Origin of the sequence: Undibacterium parvum, from assembly GCF_003955735.1 — a bacterium.
GTDB lineage: Bacteria > Pseudomonadota > Gammaproteobacteria > Burkholderiales > Burkholderiaceae_D > Undibacterium > Undibacterium parvum.
In genome coordinates this window covers 1,406,741-1,422,692 of sequence record NZ_CP034464.1, presented here as the reverse complement: position 1 = coordinate 1,422,692, position 15,952 = coordinate 1,406,741, and the positions used below count along the sequence as shown (strand labels likewise).

The window sequence follows — 15,952 nt, the reverse complement described above, 5'->3', positions numbered from 1 at the left end:
GAATATGCGCGCTGGGCCATGTCTTTTTTAGATTTTTGAAGGGGCGCTAGAACGCGGATTGATCGCCGCCGCCTGCGCTTCTAGCTGACGCGCAACATTGCCGCAGACCAGATCGCATAGTGCATAGATAGTCGGATCGGCGATGCGGTAATACACCGAAGTGCCGCGCGCTTCTCTGGCTACCAGGCCATGTTTGGCCAGCGTAGATAGATGCCGTGAGACATTCGCTTGTGAGCAAGCGCAATGTTCGGCCAGTTCGCCTACATTTTGTTCGTGGTCGCGTAGACTGTTCAAGATGCGCAAGCGGGTAGGCTCGGCCAGCGCTGAGAAATATTGCGCTACTTGGATTAGCGCTTGGTCAGACAAACCTTCCATGAGGGGGCAGGGCTCCGATGGTAAAAGCATGATGATACCTTGTCAGCTGAGTGTCTGTCGTGTGTGTTTGCGCAAACACTTAAATTCCTATTTGCATGTATGCGCAAATAAGTATATTATCCTTTCATATTCAAAGCAATGAATAAATATCTAACTGAATTATTGTCTCTGGAGAATTTGATCATGCTGACTAGCTCTGTTTACCGCACTGTGGCCTTCACCGCTGCCTTCACTCCTGCGCTTTTGTTGGCTAGCGTTTTAGCCACACCAGTCGCTGCGGCGCGTGCAGATGCACCAGTTCCGGTAACTTCCGCCGCTTCGGCCAAAGCATTGGCGGTGGCGACGGTGCGCTCTAGTAGTGGGGCGCAGTTGACTAGCGCGGATGGGGTGGTCGAGGCGGTACGTCAGAGCGTGATCGCGACGCAGGTATCAGGGGCGATCGTCGATTTGCCAGTCAAGGCCGGTGATAGCGTTAAGGCTGGACAATTGCTGCTACGCATGGATGCGCGTGCCGCCAATCAGGAAGCCAAAGCGAGTAGCGCCCAAGTGGAGGCGGCACGCGCTGCCTTAATTTTGGCAGCCAAAGATTATGAACGTCAGAAGCTCTTATTCAATAAGCAGTACATCAGCGCAGCGCAGCTAGAGCGTGCTGAATCGCAATTTAAATCTGCCAGCGCTCAGGCCAATGCCCAGATCGCCCAAGCCGGCGCGGTGCAGACTCAAACCGGATTTTATGTCTTGAATGCGCCTTACGCCGGTGTGGTATCCGAAGTGCCGGTGATGCTGGGTGATATGGCGATGCCGGGGCGTCCTTTGATGACCGTGTATGACCCTACCAGCTTGCGCGTGACGGCGACTGTGCCTCAGGCAAGAGTAGCAAACCTGGTCGCCGGGCAGGTGGTCAGGATAGAGTTTCCCGGCATGCCAGAAGCGCAGCGCTGGATCACTGCCAGCAAACTGACGGTGTTGCCGGTGGCTGATGCGGCTACCCATACGGTGCAGTTACGCCTGGATTTGCCTGGCGCGACCAGCGGCCTGACACCTGGCATGTTTGCCCGCGTTAATCTGGCATTCAACGATAGTAGCAAGGCCAATGCCGGCACTGACATGGCACGCCTGTATGTGCCAGCCAAAACGGTATTTCGCCGTGCCGAATTGACTGCCGTGTATGTGCTCAATGCGCAAGGTCAGCCTCTGCTCAGGCAGGTTAAGGCAGGTGCAGTGATTGGTACTGAGCAGGAGATATTGAGCGGCGTGTCTAGCGGCGAGCAAGTCGCGCTGGATCCGGTAGCGGCGGCCAAAGTGGGTATCGTCCCAGCTGCCAAAGACAGCTCAAAATAAGCGATGAAGAGTGACTACCAAGCGAGAGACTAGCAGATGACTACGAATAAAAATCAAGAGATGGCAGTAGCAAAACTGGGCATTTCGGGTCGCATCGCCGCTTTTTTCCAGAGCGCGCAGATCACGCCTTTGCTGGCGTTGGTTGCGTTCTTACTCGGCGTGTTTGCTGTGATGGTGACGCCACGCGAGGAAGAGCCGCAGATCAACGTCACGATGGCCAATGTGCTGATTCCATTTCCTGGGGCATCAGTCAAAGACGTAGAGCAGATGGTGGCGATCCCGGCCGAGCAGGTCTTGAGCCAGATCGCCAATGTCGAGCATGTGATGTCGGTGTCGCGTCCGGGTTTGGCAATAGTAACGGTGCAGTTTGAAGTCGGGGTGCCGCAAACGGAAGCCTTGGTGCGTTTGTATAACACCGTGCATAGCAACCGCGACTGGTTGCCAGCTAATCTGGGTACGCTGGAACCTTTGATCAAACCCAAGGGAATTGACGACGTGCCTATCGTTTCGCTGACCTTGTGGAGCAAGAATACCGCCACCGGTGCTTACGATCTGGAACGGGTCGCGCAGAGCATAGAGGCCGATCTGAAACGTGTCAAAGGCACGCGCGAAATCACCACCATCGGTGGCCCGGGCCGCGCCGTAAATATAGAGCTTGATCCTGCACGTTTGGCAGCAACAAGCTTAACCGTGATGGATCTGCAAGGCGCGCTGGCATCGGCCAATCTTGGATTACCATCGGGTGAGCTGACTGCCGGTAATCGTTCGGTAGCGGTAGATGCCGGGCCGTTTTTACGCGATGCGCAAGCGGTAGGTGAGTTGGTCGTCGGCGTCAAAGCGGGTAAGCCAGTGTTCTTGCAAGACGTTGCCAAAATCGAGGATGGTGCTTTGCCGGCTGCCCGTTATGTCTGGCACGGCACTAGTGCTACTAGCGGCAAGCGGGCGGCGGAATATCCTGCCGTCACTATTGCTGTCACTAAAAAGCCGGGACAAAATGCGGTTGATGTCGCTAATGCGGTGGTGGCACGTGCCGAGCTCTTGAAGAACACCGTGATACCAGCCGATGTAGAAATCAGCATCACGCGCAATTATGGGCAGACTGCCGACGATAAGGCGAAGAAACTCATCACCAAATTATTGTTCGCCACCGCCTCCGTGGTAGCGCTGGTGTTTCTGGCCTTGGGCCGGCGCGAGGCGGCGATCGTTGGTACTGCCGTGATTTTAACTTTAACGGTAACCTTGTTTGCTTCGTGGGCATGGGGCTTTACACTCAATCGCGTGTCTCTATTTGCCCTGATTTTTTCTATCGGCATCTTGGTGGATGATGCGATTGTGGTGGTTGAAAATATTCATAGGCATCAGGCCCTTTTTCCCGGGAAAACGCTCAAAGAAATTATTCCTGGCGCAGTTGACGAAGTCGGCGGGCCTACCATACTCGCAACCTTAACCGTGATTGCCGCGTTGTTGCCTATGGCTTTTGTCAGCGGTTTGATGGGGCCGTATATGAGCCCGATTCCTATCAATGCCAGCATGGGCATGTTGCTGTCGTTGGCGATCGCTTTCATCGTTACGCCTTGGTTAGCCGGTATCTGGATGAAGGAAGGTCATCATGCCGAAGGCGGTATGGCAGCCAAGATCGCACCCTTGTTCGGTCGCGTGTTTCGCCCGTTTTTGGATGATAAATCGGGTAGCCGTAACCGCAAAAAACTCGGTCTCGGCGTGATGGCGCTGATCGCCTTGTCGGTCGCCTTGCCGGTGCTGGGGCTGGTGCAATTGAAGATGCTGCCGTTTGATAATAAGTCAGAATTTCAGGTGATCGTGGATATGCCTGCCGGCTCGCCGCTAGAAAAAACCACGGCAGTGTTGCATGAGCTGGGCTCCTATCTGGCGACAGTGCCCGAAGTGAGTGACTACCAGGCCTATGCCGGCACTGCCGCACCGATTAATTTTAATGGTCTGGTACGCCAATACTATTTGCGTGCTGGCGGCGAGGTCGGTGATATTCAGGTCAATCTGGTCGATAAGCATCATAGGTCCGAAAAAAGCCATGTGATCGCCAGCCGCGTGCGCCCGGCCTTGCAGCAGATCGCTAAGCGTTTTGGCGCGAATGTCAAAGTGGTAGAAGTGCCACCGGGACCACCGGTGCTGGCGCCTATCGTCGCAGAAATCTATGGCCCTACTGATGAAGGCCGTAGGCAAGTCGCCAAGGCGGTGCGGGCGGTATTTGAAAAATCCACAGGCGTGGTCGATGCCGATGACAGCAGTATCGTCGATGCGCCGCGCAAGCTGTTGCTGGTCGATAAACGCAAAGCCTCGTTGCTCGGTGTATCGCAGGCTGCCATTGTGGCCACGCTACGCACCGGTTTGGCAGGCGATGCGGTGGCCTATCTGCATGACGAGAGTAAATATCCGGCCTCTGCCAATTTGCATCTGGCAGTTGCCGATCAGGGCAATCTCGATACCTTGCTGGCGCTGGGTGTGAAGAATGCGCAGGGCGGCATAGTGCCAATCCGCGAATTGGTCACTGTCAGCGACAGCTTGCGCGAGCAGCCGCTGTATCACAAGGACGGACTGGCAGTGAATTTTGTGGTGGCCGATATGGCCGGTGCCATCGACAGCCCTCTGTATGGCATGTTCGCGATGCGTTCCGAGATCGCCAGGATCGTCACACCGGAAGGTGGCGCGCTACAGGAATTTTTCATCTCGGCACCACTAGATCCGTATCGTGGTTACAGCATGAAATGGGATGGCGAATGGCAGGTGACTTACGAAACTTTCCGTGACATGGGCGCAGCCTATGCGGTCGGTCTGGTGCTGATTTATCTGCTGGTGGTGGCGCAGTTTGGCTCTTATCTGACGCCTTTGATCATCATGGCACCGATACCGCTAACCATTATCGGTGTGATGCCCGGTCATGCTTTGCTCGGTGCGCAATACACTGCCACCAGCATGATAGGCATGATCGCCCTGGCCGGGATTATCGTGCGTAACTCTATTTTGCTGGTTGATTTTATTCACGTTCAGGTCGCCAGCGGCATGGCGTTTAAAGAGGCGGTAGTGAGCTCGGCGATTACCCGCGCCCAGCCGATTGCCCTGACTGGCTTGGCGGCGATGATGGGGGCATTCTTCATCCTCGATGATCCGATTTTTAACGGTCTGGCGATTTCTCTGATCTTCGGGATATTTGTCTCTACCGTACTGACACTGGTGATTATTCCGGTTTTGTACTACATGGCGTATCACAAGAAATATGCAGCACTGCAGCAAGCAAATGTTTCAGGTGATACCGCAGCGCTTTCAACTTAGTAGCTTCATTTTATTAGTATTATTTTATACGCATCAACGTCGCACTATTAACTTAAACAAAAGGAGTTTCATCATGACTAGCTGGCAAATGGTAAGGATAGTCGCAGGTTTTTTCATCCTGTTAAGTCTGGCCCTGGGTATTCCGGGGAGCCCTATTTTCGTCCATCAGTGGTGGCTGGGTTTCACCGCTTTTGTCGGCATCAATTTGCTGCAAAGTGGCTTTAGCAAGTGGTGTCTGATGGAAAACATCATGCGCAAACTGGGCTTCAAGGCCGGCATCTAACAAGAATGCTATTATCTTTTTTTAGGAGATCGCCATGCGTCTGGTTTGTCCAAAATGTAATGCAACCAACCGTATTCCGGATGAACGTCTGAGCGATGCGCCGGTCTGTGGAAAATGCGCTGCGGCCTTAATGGCAACCCAGCCTGTCGATATCAGCGATGCCGCTTTGCCTAAGTTTATCGCCAATACCGAAGCCCCGGTGTTAATCGATTTCTGGGCCGAATGGTGCGGTCCCTGCCGCATGATGGCTCCGCAGTTTGAAGCCGCCGCCAAGCAGGCGCCTGAGATCCGTTTTATCAAAGTCGATAGCGATGCGGCGCCGCTGGCCAGTCAGCGTTACGGTATACGCAGCATCCCCAGCCTGCTGCTATTTCATGGCGGGCGAGAAATCGGCAGACAAAGCGGCACTATGCCGGCCTCGCAATTACTGGCATGGGCGCGTGCTTTACTGGCGCAAACCCGCTAGTGCCGAAAAAAATATGGACTAGCCCGGCGCGCATATTCCATGCAGGTCTGCAGCCATGCCAGCCCGCAAGGCGCATGCAGTATGCGCGAGCGGGCAGGTACTAAAATAAAAAAGTGTAAGAATAAAAAAGCTAGCAGAGGATTCCGGCTAGCTTTTTTTGCTTGTCTTACTCAGTTTTTAACTTCAGTCTTTAACCTCAGCTTTTAACAGCAGTTGTCGCCCAGTACGGCAATTTGCAGGCCTTCCAGATTGATGCCCTTGATACTGGCCTTGCCGGTCAGTGCCTGCAGATTTTTTTCGCTGGCATCCATAGGGTAAACCGCCTGGGTCAGCGTCGCGAGATTGGCATCGCTGACAACTACGCCGTGGCGCAGTAAAAAGCCGCGATATTCGGCGCGCTGCTTGTCGCTGACGCCATCATCGAGACCCTTGGTGATATCGCCCAGAAATTGCTCAAACAGGATGTCGTCTATCATTTCCTGCATCGTTGGCAATACCTTTAAGACATAGGCATAAGCGTCAAAAGTCTTACGGGCAAAGCCGCCGCACACATGCTGGGTTACAGGCAACCAGCCGGCAGCCTCTTGCGGTGTGGATGATAGTAATACGATGGCGGGGAGTTTTAGATCAGACATGATTTCTCTCTTATTCGGTAAATAATCTGCTTAAGCCTGCAGGCCGCAGGGTTTTACGTATTATAAAGAGTTGCGCTCACACCTAGTGACAACTAGTGACAAAAAAGGCCGCCGCTTACGCAACTTAGGGAGCGGAGGCTTGGCTAATTGCCTGCGTCAGACTGTCGACCATCGTTTGGATTTCATCCGGTTTTAGCCTGCCGTGCGACTTCAGAAAATCAGCCACTTTGCGCCCTTTTGATTTGCCGACCAAGACCCCGTCCTTGATGCTTAGGGATGTGCGGGCAAACCCTGCGCCTGTGCCATGGCAGGTCGCGCACTTATCCGTAAACAGGGCTTGGTTTAGCGCCTGTGCCTGCAGCATTTCCTTTACCGGTAAGACTAGTTCTTCGTTTAGTTCGTCATTGTGCAGATAGTCTGTCGCGGGGGCGGCCAAAACCAGTGCGGGAATGCTGAGCAGCAGCAAGAAAAATTTTTTCATGGCGGATTAAGGGCTCGGCTGCAAAAAACAAATCCTTATTGATGCATCAGCTAAGCAATCTGCTCAGCTCGAAATGCCAAACTGAGTTGATCGACTAGTACAGCCCAATCAGCGTCCTGTAACAAGGCTTCGTGCAAAAAAGCCGACTGCGCGGCATTCCAGAACGGCGCATCCGCCAGACGGATCTCTGCCGATAGCGGCGTATGCTGAAGGATAAACTTATTTATGCCTGCTGCATCGTTGGCTAGGCCTAGTTGTTCAAACAGTTGGTGAAAGTGGCGTTGGGGTTGCTTCATGATAATCCTTAGAAAATAATCCTTAGAAAAAATTCCATTGCCAGGCTTTGCCTGTTTCGCCTTGCAGATCGAATCATGCACGGTTTTTTCGCACTGTGTTGAAAAAGGGGAATTTTCCGAGTGTATCGTTTGCGATCTCGCTCGCTACGCAAAACCTCGGACTGAAAACTATTGTGGGCGCGCTTATGTGCTGGTGGTTTGATCCGTGTCAAAAATATCGGATTTGCAATGCAACTAGTGAGGGGCGAATCGGATGCGCTCGGAAAGATAAGGTGGCATAAAAAAACGGAAGGCAATCTGATTGCCTTCCGTTTTTTTTATTTGTTGCTGAACTTTACTATTCGCCGATACCGTGCGCCTGCTGATCTGCATGATAGCTCGAACGCACCATGGCGCCGACCGCCGCATGGGCGAAACCCATCTTGTAGGCTTCTGCTTCAAACATCTTGAAGACATCCGGATGCACGTAGCGGCGTACTGGTAAATGGTGGCCGCTAGGTGCCAGATATTGGCCTATGGTCAGCATGTCGACATTGTGGGCGCGCAGGTCACGCATGACTTGCAGAATTTCTTCGTCGGTTTCGCCCAGGCCGACCATGATGCCAGACTTGGTCGGGGTGTTCGGGTGCATTTCTTTAAAGCGTTTGAGCAGATTTAAAGAGTATTCATAATCCGATCCAGGGCGCGCTTCTTTGTACAGGCGCGGTGCAGTTTCCAGATTATGGTTCATCACATCCGGTGGTGCCAGGTTCAGAATTTCCAGCGCTCTGTCCATGCGGCCACGGAAATCCGGAGTCAGGATTTCTATGCGCGTCATAGGCGAGAGTTCACGGATCTTGCTGATGCATTCGGCAAAGTGAGCAGCACCGCCATCACGTAAATCGTCGCGATCGACCGAGGTGATCACGACATAGCTGAGTTTCAAGTCGGCGATGGTTTTCGCGAGCTTGTTTGGTTCATCTGCGTCGAGTGGATCAGGGCGGCCATGGCCGACATCGCAGAAAGGGCAGCGACGGGTGCACTTGTCACCCATGATCATGAAGGTGGCAGTACCTTTACCAAAGCATTCGCCGATATTCGGGCAGGAGGCTTCTTCGCATACGGTGACCAGTTTGTTGGCGCGCAGAATATCTTTGATTTCGTAGAAACGCGTGGTTGGCGAGCCGGCCTTGACACGTATCCAGTCAGGCTTAGGCAGACGCTCTGCCGGAATGATCTTGATAGGAATACGTGAAGTCTTGCTGGCGCCTTTTTGCTTCTCGGTGGCGTCGTAAGCGGTCGCTTCAGTGACGGGTAGTGCGCTAGGATCGAGCGGAGTATTTGCGGTGGTCATGGTTTTCGAACAGTTATGCTGCTGTCAATAAATGTTGTAGTCGGTGAGCAAGCGCCAATTGCGCTTCCGGGAGTGCGACTGAGACGCCCAAAGTTTTCATGTCTACGGTGGCAAGGCCGGCATAGCCACAAGGGTTGATCCAGGAGAAGGGCTGTAAATCCATAGCCACATTCAGGGATAGCCCGTGGTAAGTACAGCCATTGCCGCGAATTTTCAAGCCTAATGCGGCAATCTTGGCGCCGCGCCATTCTTGCTGCGGTGCCTGCTCGGAAAGATAGATACCGGGCGCGCCTGCTTTTCTTACTCCGGGCAGATTATACGCCTCTAGGGTTTCTATCAGCGCCTGCTCTATGCGTTGTACGAATTCACGCGCGAACAGTTTGCCTTTGCTATGGCTGCGGCGTAAATCGATCAGCAGGTAAATCACCACCTGGCCGGGGCCATGGTAGGTCACTTCGCCGCCTCTATCGGTTTGGATTAGCGGGATGTCGTGCGCTGCCAACACGTGCGAGCGGTCGGCTCCCAGGCCTAGGGTAAACACCGGCGGGTGTTCGACTAGCCAGAGTTCGTCGGGCGTGTTTTGATCGCGCGCATCGGTGAAGGCGCGCATCGCATCAAAAGTGTGCTGATAGTCTTCGCGCCCGCGCTGTACGATCAGCGGCAGGCTAGGCGGAGTAAGGGAAGTAGCCGACACTGACAATTGCTTAGACCTTGACGACGGTAAGTCGCTGTATCAGGAACTGGCCGTCTATGACTTTGCGAAAAGGCACACCGGCCGCCTCAAAGCCTGGGCCGCCGTGCTCGGCCCACAGCGCTGCTTGCGTATCAAAGGTGGCAATATCCATGCCCAGCATGGGGGCGGACAGTACAAACTTGGCACCGAGTTTTTGTTTGCTGACGATTTCTTCCAAGCTTGCCATAGTGTCCCTAGTCTTTACGAATTGTACGAGTTGTAGCAATTGCCGAGGGCGCTATGATACCGCTTTGTTGACCAAATTTTCTATGCTTGCTCTTCACGCTAGGCGATAGTTTCCTCAGTAAGCGCGAATTTATCTGCGGCAAACGCGCTATTTTGCGGTTTTTGCAGATGCAAGCTACTACCGGCGCGCTCTGCCTCTATCACGATCAGGCGCGCGGCGGGTAAAATCAGGCTAGCGCCAGCCTGTAGCCAATGGTCTCTGGCGTCGCCTTCTATGGTGAGCCAGACCCGGCCTCCCGCTATCTGCAGAAGCTGTGCATGCTTAAGTTGAAAGGAAATGAGCGCGCCAGGCGCCAGTTGATGGACATCCTTTGTGAATTCTATTAACATTTTATTGCTCCTTGTTACGCCCATGAGATGGGTGGTTTGCCTGCTTGATGAATTCATTCTAGAGCAAGGCACAGTGCTTGCAAAACGAGTAATATTCCTTAGTCTTGCTAATATTTTTCACATCACTACTGTTTAAGTAAGGGCTCTCCTATGTCTGATTTTCGCCGTTTGCCTAATCTGGCTGCTCTGCGTGCTTTTGAGGCTGCGGCCAGACATCAGAATTTTTCGCGCGCCGCCGAAGAAATCCATCTGACACATGGGGCTATCAGTCATCAGGTCAGGGCGCTGGAGCAAGAACTGGGATTAGAATTATTTACCCGCAATGGAAAGAGAATCGCGGTCACCGCAGAGGGGTTGCGCTTTGCCGAAGTGATACGCACTTCTTTAAGCCAGATCGCACTAGCAGCGGCGGCGCTGCAAGATGCTCAGCGCCAGACGCGCCTTACCATCAGCACTTTGCCCTCGTTTGCGGCGCGCTGGTTAGCACCGCGCCTGGAGCGTTTTATAGAAATTTTCCCGGAGATGGAGGTGAATTTGCATTCGAGCAATCATAAAGTGGATTTTGCGAAAGAAGGCGTGGACATCGCGATACGCTTTGGCGTCGGTGCGCAAGCGCCCGGTTTGCGTAGTGAGCATTTGATGGATGATGTGTATTACCCAGTGGTAAGTCCGCACTATAACGAAGGGGCATTGCCTAAAACGCCACAAGAGTTGTTGCCATCCCAATTGCTGCGTTGCCATGATGAGCCTTGGCTGGGCTGGTTTCGTCTGGCGGGGCTCGATCTTGCCGAACCTAGCGGTGGTCTGCTGTACCAAGATTCATCGATGCTAGCGCGCGCTGCCCACAATGGGCGCGGCATCGCGCTGGGGCGTCATAGCATAGTGCAAAGCGAGGTGGCGAGCGGCCAGTTGCTGCGCCTGTTTGAGATCGCCTTGCCCAGTCCGTCTTCGTATTATCTGGTGTATCCAGCGCGCGCTTTGGAGCAGCCGCAAGTGCGCGCGTTTCGCGAATGGCTACTGCAGGAAATCGCCAGCGGGCAAGCTCAATGACAATGATTTTTATATATACTCCCCCCATATTTTTAGAAAAGTATGCCATTTGCGCACATATTCATTGCGCATTAAAAATGTACTGGGTGGGAGTATCTGTGGATGGCTAGAATGTGGCGGTGTGAACTTCAGGCTGAAATGGCGCAGGAGATAGCCTGGGTCTGGCGATAAAATAAAGCAGGTGTACACCGTTTGGGTGCCGCCATTGCTGTAGCGGCACCCCGTGGTATTTATAGCACCATTTTCACCATAGGATGGGACGACAGCGCACGATAAAGATTATCGAGTTGCTCGCGATTCACCGCCAGTATCGTCACCGTTAATGACAGATAGTTGCCTTTGCTGGAGGGACGCATTTCCATCTTGCCGGCGTGAAAAGTCGGGTCGTGTAGAGTGACTACCTCGACGATAGTCTGGGCGAAGGATTCTTGCATGATGCCCATAATTTTGATGGGGAAATCACTGGGGTATTCGATCAGACTTTGATCGTGGGGAATGTCTGGCATGTTCATGATGTGCTCGGTCTTTCTAATCGTTCTTTTATTTAATCGTTCTTCATAGGCTAGCCGCTTTTGCATCTTGGTAAGCGGCATACAGTAATTGGTATATGGGGCCGGGAACGCCTTTTCCTATAGTCTGCTCGTCAATTTCTACCACCGCAAGCACTTCCTTGGTGGCCGACGAGAGTAAGACTTCATCTGCGCCAAACACTTCTGCGCGGCTGATACGACGTGCTTTGAAGGGGATTTGATGCGCAGCACACAGTTCTTCTATCAAGCCGTAGCGTATCCCTTCCAGGATTAAATTGTCTTTCGGCGGCCCCATTAGCACGCCATCTTTGACAATCCAGACATTCGATGCCGAGGCCTCGGTCAGATAGCCATCGCGAAATTGTATGCTTTCTATGGCATCGTTTTCGGCGGCGTTTTGCGCTGCCAATACATTGCCGAGTAAAGAAATAGACTTGATATCGCAATGCAACCAACGTTGATCGAGCATAGAGACGCATTTGACCCCTTTGCTGCGCACGCTAGCGGCAATCACAGGTATCGGGCCGGTCATGATGAAGACGGTCGGTATCATCTCGGCCGGGAAGGCATGCGCGCGCTTCGCTACGCCGCGCGTCAGTTGCAAATACACCATCTGATCATCGGCAGTATGCGCATCCATCACCTGTTTAATTAGCCCCAGCCACTGGTCTTTACTATGTGGATTGGGGATGCCTATCGCGGCCATGCTGCGAAACAGGCGCGCCAGATGCTGATCGGCGCGGAACATCTTGCGGCCATACACGGGGATCACTTCATAAATCCCATCGCCAAAGATAAAACCTCTATCCATCACCGGGATATGTGCTTCAGACAAGGGGGTAATTTTGCCGTTCAGGTAGACCAGGGGATCGCTCATGATAGGTGCTGTCAGTAAAGAAGGAGGAGTAGCTATTCTTACACAGTTTGCTGCACAGGCTTATGCAAAAAACACATAAAAAAACGCCAACAAGGGAGCCATTGTGTGCTCTGCTGTTGGCGTTTTTGGACTTTTACTTCATCGCAATTTATCTCATTGAGAAAATGACAGCGGTGCAGTTATTGTAGTTATGTAATTACTTAAACATCAAACGGATAGAATCCCAGGCGCGGCCAAAAATGCTGGCTTGATTGATTTGTTCTAAGGCGAGCACGGGGAACTCTGCAATCGCTTTACCGTCCAGCATCATTTTTACCGTGCCTACTTTGCTGTTCTCGGCAATCGGAGCGACCAGCGGGTCCTTGCGCTCTAAGGCTGGCTTGAGTTTTGCAGCCGCGCCTTTTGGCAGGGTCACGTACAAGTCACTGGTGAAACCTATTTTCACTTGCGCCTGGCTACCTTTCCAGACTTCTGGCGTCGCGATCGCCTGGCCTTTTGCATACAGTTTGACGGTATCAAAATTGAGGTAGCCCCAGTTGAGTAACTTCAGACTTTCTTGCGCACGTACCTGGTCGCTGCTAGTGCCGGTAACTACAGAAATCAGGCGACGCTGGCCGCTGCCGTTAGGGCGACTTGCCGACGAGATCAGACAGTATCCTGCCGCTTCGGTATGACCGGTTTTCATGCCGTCTACGGTTGGGTCTAGCCACAGTAGGCGGTTGCGGTTCGGTTGGGTAATTTTATTGTAAGTGAAGCTCTTGGTTGAGTAGTAAGTCTTGTAAAACTCAGGATGGTCAGTGATCAGACGCAAGGCCAGAGTCGATAAATCCTGAGCCGTAGAATAGTTTTCCGTGCTAGGCAAACCATGCGGATTGCCCCAATGGCTAGATTTGAGACCCATACGCTCGTTTTCACGATTCATTTGCACGACGAAGGCTTCTTCGCTGCCGGCCACCGCTTCTGCCAGCGCGACTGCGGCATCGTTACCTGATTGTACGATCAGGCCGTACAGCAAATCACTGATACTGACCGGTGTAGCTGGGTCGATAAACATTTTAGAGCTGCTGGCATCAACCTTCCAGGCACGGGTTGAGACGTTTACTTTTTGATTCAGATCGAGCTTCTTGTCTTTCAGTGCCGAGAACACCAGATACGCCGTCATGATCTTGGTCAATGAGGCTGGCTCTATGCGTAAGGCTGGATCTTGCGAGGCGATTACTTGATTGCTGGTGGCGTCGAGCAACAACCAGGATTTAGCGGCGATGGTAGGTGCCGGCAGACTTTGTGCGGTCGCCACTGAGATATGGAGCAGCGCAAGTGCTGCCAGCGCGATTTTGAAGATAAATTTTTTCATTAGTAAACTTAAGTAACCATCTGATTGAAAAAGCGATTAGGACGATACGATGGTGGTGATTAAAAAACCTAATCCCACATATTGACCACGAGATTCTTGATATGTTGCAGGCGACGGTGAAAAAAATGATCGGCACCGGGAATCACGACCACAGGAATATCCTGGGGACGCAACCAGTCGAATACGGCTTGCAGGGGGATAGTGTCATCGAGCTCGCCATGAATCAAAATCGTGCTGGCCGGGATCTCGGGCATCGCCCACTTACCGGCTGCGGCACCGACCAGTACCATGCGCTGCACGGTTTCGCCTTGCACCGTCAAACGCTGTTGCAGGCAAGACTGGACAAAGGTGCCGAAAGAAAAACCGGCCAGTACCAGCGGTAAGTCCGGATACTGCTGGCGCATATGCTTGAGTAGGGTATGCATATCATCGGTTTCGCCTATGCCAGTATCGTGGCTGCCTGCCGATTTTCCGACGCCACGGAAATTCATGCGTACCGTGGCGTAGCCCAGAGAGACAAAAGTGCGTGCCAAAGTCTGGGTGACCTTGTTATCCATGGTGCCGCCATACAGCGGATGCGGATGTGCTACCAGTGCCAAGCCACGCGGCGCAGCGACAATTTCAGGATCGGGCAGGTCGAGCGCGCATTCAAGTTGACCAACCGCACCGGGGATTAAAAAATACTCTGTTTGTGCATTCATACTGGTTCAGTTTAAACCTTCAGGCGTTCGACGATACCACCGCCGACCAAGTCGACCTCGATGATTTCGTCTATGTCGGATTGATCGACATAGGTGTACCAGGTTCCTTGTGGATACACCACCAGCACCGGGCCTTCATCGCAACGATCGAGACAGGCCGCTTTGTTGATGCGGATTTTCCCCGGACCATTCAAATCGAGTTGTTTGATGCGTTTTTTGGTATGTTCTTGCGCTGCTTGCGCGCCGCGTTCGGCACAGCAAGGGCGGCCATCTTCGCGTTGGTTCATGCAAAAGAAAACATGCTTTTGAAAATAGGGTGTGTCAGCCATGGTAAATTTTCTGATTGCGGAGTGAGCCCGTATGATACACGCTGAGGCGCGATGAAGCACGATGAGGCACGCCAGGTGCGCCCGTTCTATTGCTGTTTTGTTTGATGTGGTGCCGTTACCGTGTCGTTGTACAGGTCGCCCGCTTGTGGCTCAACTAGTGGCGATGCGGGTATTGGCCGATCAAATAAATACCAAAGTGCGAGCAAAGGCCAGCAGATGGAGAGAAATTGGGCTGCACCGTAAAAATTAAGAAATTTTCCATGCGTTAGATTTTGCATGCTGAGCAAGAAGTAGGGATTGCTAGGGACGAGATTAATCAGGATTAAACTAATCAAGAGCATCAAGATCGCTAGTCGCCTTTGTGCGCGCGAAGGTGCGAAAGAAAAACCATACAGCATGATGGCACTGATCAGTAAGCCGCCACGCGCACCAGGTGTCAGCCAGCCGAAGGCATATTCAGGTTTGAACAGTAAGGCGCTGGCCAAGGCCTTGGTACAGACCGCGGCGACTAGTAATAGGCTAGACAGCCAAAATTTAGGCGCGTGCCGGTTCAGAATGAAGAGACAAATCAAGACGGCGCCGGTGGCGCCGCAAGCCGTGATGATGGTTTCGGAGAGTAGGTATTCAGCGGCATCGAGTTCCAGGCCCTGTAGCAATACTGCACTTAAATCGATATCGATAGCAAAATACTCATCCAGCCAGAATGATATTAAGGGCAAAATCTGGCCGAGACCAAACAGATAGGCTTGCGGGTAGATCTGGGCCAATGGCCATAGGCCTAATATCAGCATTTCACGGCTAGCCTCGTGGTGTAGCCATTGTCTGCGCAATAAACGCAAGCGGCCTTTCTCCAGCACACTGGGTATCAAGAGCGCACCAAGCAGTGCCCCCAAAAGCGTACCGCTACTATTGGTGATCACGTCTAAGATTGAGGTCACGCGGCTAGGTAGGAAATACTGTACACCCTCCATCGTGACCGATAAAAGGGTGCCAGCGATGGTTGCCAGCAATACGGAGACTGGTCGAGAGCATAGCGGATACAGGGCAAAAACCAGTAAGACACCCAAAGGCAGGTAGCCGACCACGTTAATGCTGGCGTCAAAGGCTGTCCAATAGCGTGGCCACTGTCTGGCGACGTCGAGTATCGCCACTAAATTATCTGTTTGCCAGCCTGAGAACGGGTACCAACTGGCGTACATTATCAAAAACAGATAAGCCACTAAAGCGGCGCGCGAAAACGGGGAAGCTTCGGCTACGAGTGGCGGAGTCGTTGGCATGCTTTTGCT

The 15,952-nt window shown here is 52.7% G+C and carries 19 protein-coding genes; 5 read left to right on the top strand and 14 right to left on the bottom strand.

Going from position 1 to position 15,952, the window contains the following annotated elements:
* Positions 1-27: 27 nt before the first annotated feature.
* The gene (locus EJN92_RS06110) at positions 28-375 is read right to left on the bottom strand and encodes an ArsR/SmtB family transcription factor (RefSeq protein WP_126129804.1); all 348 of its coding nucleotides are present in this window, start codon (positions 373-375) and stop codon (positions 28-30) included.
* 138 nt (positions 376-513) lie between these two features.
* On the opposite strand from EJN92_RS06110, the gene EJN92_RS06105 reads away from it, so the two are divergent.
* The 4 genes from EJN92_RS06105 (at position 514) to trxC (ending at position 5,771) form a co-directional block, all read left to right on the top strand.
* The gene (locus EJN92_RS06105) at positions 514-1,716 is read left to right on the top strand and encodes an efflux RND transporter periplasmic adaptor subunit (RefSeq protein WP_227869727.1); all 1,203 of its coding nucleotides are present in this window, start codon (positions 514-516) and stop codon (positions 1,714-1,716) included.
* Between the two features lie 36 nt (positions 1,717-1,752).
* On the top strand, positions 1,753-5,022 hold the full coding sequence (locus EJN92_RS06100; RefSeq protein WP_227869726.1) for an efflux RND transporter permease subunit: 3,270 nt from the start codon (positions 1,753-1,755) through the stop codon (positions 5,020-5,022).
* A gap of 73 nt (positions 5,023-5,095) precedes the next feature.
* Entirely contained in the window at positions 5,096-5,305 is a 210-nt protein-coding gene (locus EJN92_RS06095; RefSeq protein ID WP_126126995.1) for a YgaP family membrane protein, read from the top strand.
* A gap of 34 nt (positions 5,306-5,339) precedes the next feature.
* A complete protein-coding gene (gene trxC / locus EJN92_RS06090) occupies positions 5,340-5,771 on the top strand; it encodes a thioredoxin TrxC (protein WP_126126994.1) in 432 nt (143 codons plus the stop codon).
* Positions 5,772-5,974: 203 nt separating this feature from the next.
* Here trxC and EJN92_RS06085 read toward each other — a convergent pair whose 3' ends face one another.
* The 7 genes from EJN92_RS06085 to EJN92_RS06055 all read right to left on the bottom strand — a co-directional run bounded on the left by EJN92_RS06085 (position 5,975) and on the right by EJN92_RS06055 (position 9,825).
* A complete protein-coding gene (locus tag EJN92_RS06085) occupies positions 5,975-6,406 on the bottom strand; it encodes a hypothetical protein (protein WP_126126993.1) in 432 nt (143 codons plus the stop codon).
* 124 nt (positions 6,407-6,530) lie between these two features.
* Positions 6,531-6,887 (bottom strand): cytochrome c family protein, encoded by a 357-nt coding sequence (locus EJN92_RS06080; RefSeq protein WP_126126992.1) that lies wholly within the window; start codon positions 6,885-6,887, stop codon positions 6,531-6,533.
* 50 nt (positions 6,888-6,937) lie between these two features.
* On the bottom strand, positions 6,938-7,183 hold the full coding sequence (locus tag EJN92_RS06075; protein WP_126126991.1) for a DUF2789 family protein: 246 nt from the start codon (positions 7,181-7,183) through the stop codon (positions 6,938-6,940).
* A gap of 337 nt (positions 7,184-7,520) precedes the next feature.
* A complete protein-coding gene (lipA, locus tag EJN92_RS06070; protein ID WP_126126990.1) occupies positions 7,521-8,516 on the bottom strand; it encodes a lipoyl synthase in 996 nt (331 codons plus the stop codon).
* 13 nt (positions 8,517-8,529) lie between these two features.
* Positions 8,530-9,210 carry a lipoyl(octanoyl) transferase LipB gene (gene lipB / locus EJN92_RS06065; protein WP_227869725.1) on the bottom strand — a complete coding sequence of 227 codons (681 nt, stop codon included), beginning with the start codon at positions 9,208-9,210 and terminating at the stop codon, positions 8,530-8,532.
* 10 nt (positions 9,211-9,220) lie between these two features.
* Positions 9,221-9,436: a hypothetical protein gene (locus EJN92_RS06060; protein WP_126126988.1), complete on the bottom strand. Its 216-nt coding sequence runs from the start codon at positions 9,434-9,436 to the stop codon at positions 9,221-9,223.
* Between the two features lie 98 nt (positions 9,437-9,534).
* A complete protein-coding gene (locus EJN92_RS06055; RefSeq protein WP_157984316.1) occupies positions 9,535-9,825 on the bottom strand; it encodes a DUF2917 domain-containing protein in 291 nt (96 codons plus the stop codon).
* Between the two features lie 150 nt (positions 9,826-9,975).
* Between EJN92_RS06055 and gcvA the strand changes: the two genes are divergently transcribed.
* Positions 9,976-10,875 (top strand): transcriptional regulator GcvA, encoded by a 900-nt coding sequence (gene gcvA / locus EJN92_RS06050; protein WP_126126986.1) that lies wholly within the window; start codon positions 9,976-9,978, stop codon positions 10,873-10,875.
* Between the two features lie 230 nt (positions 10,876-11,105).
* On the opposite strand, the gene EJN92_RS06045 is transcribed toward gcvA, so the two are convergent.
* The 6 genes from EJN92_RS06045 to EJN92_RS06020 form a co-directional block, all read right to left on the bottom strand.
* A complete protein-coding gene (locus EJN92_RS06045) occupies positions 11,106-11,381 on the bottom strand; it encodes an HP0495 family protein (RefSeq protein WP_126129801.1) in 276 nt (91 codons plus the stop codon).
* A gap of 49 nt (positions 11,382-11,430) precedes the next feature.
* On the bottom strand, positions 11,431-12,282 hold the full coding sequence (locus EJN92_RS06040; protein ID WP_126126985.1) for a D-amino acid aminotransferase: 852 nt from the start codon (positions 12,280-12,282) through the stop codon (positions 11,431-11,433).
* 196 nt (positions 12,283-12,478) lie between these two features.
* Positions 12,479-13,636: a D-alanyl-D-alanine carboxypeptidase family protein gene (locus EJN92_RS06035; protein WP_126126984.1), complete on the bottom strand. Its 1,158-nt coding sequence runs from the start codon at positions 13,634-13,636 to the stop codon at positions 12,479-12,481.
* Between the two features lie 68 nt (positions 13,637-13,704).
* Positions 13,705-14,337: an alpha/beta hydrolase gene (locus EJN92_RS06030; protein ID WP_126126983.1), complete on the bottom strand. Its 633-nt coding sequence runs from the start codon at positions 14,335-14,337 to the stop codon at positions 13,705-13,707.
* Positions 14,338-14,348: 11 nt separating this feature from the next.
* A complete protein-coding gene (locus EJN92_RS06025; RefSeq protein WP_126126982.1) occupies positions 14,349-14,666 on the bottom strand; it encodes a (2Fe-2S) ferredoxin domain-containing protein in 318 nt (105 codons plus the stop codon).
* An 86-nt stretch (positions 14,667-14,752) separates the two neighbouring features.
* A complete protein-coding gene (locus tag EJN92_RS06020) occupies positions 14,753-15,943 on the bottom strand; it encodes a VanZ family protein (RefSeq protein ID WP_126126981.1) in 1,191 nt (396 codons plus the stop codon).
* Positions 15,944-15,952 lie beyond the last annotated feature (9 nt).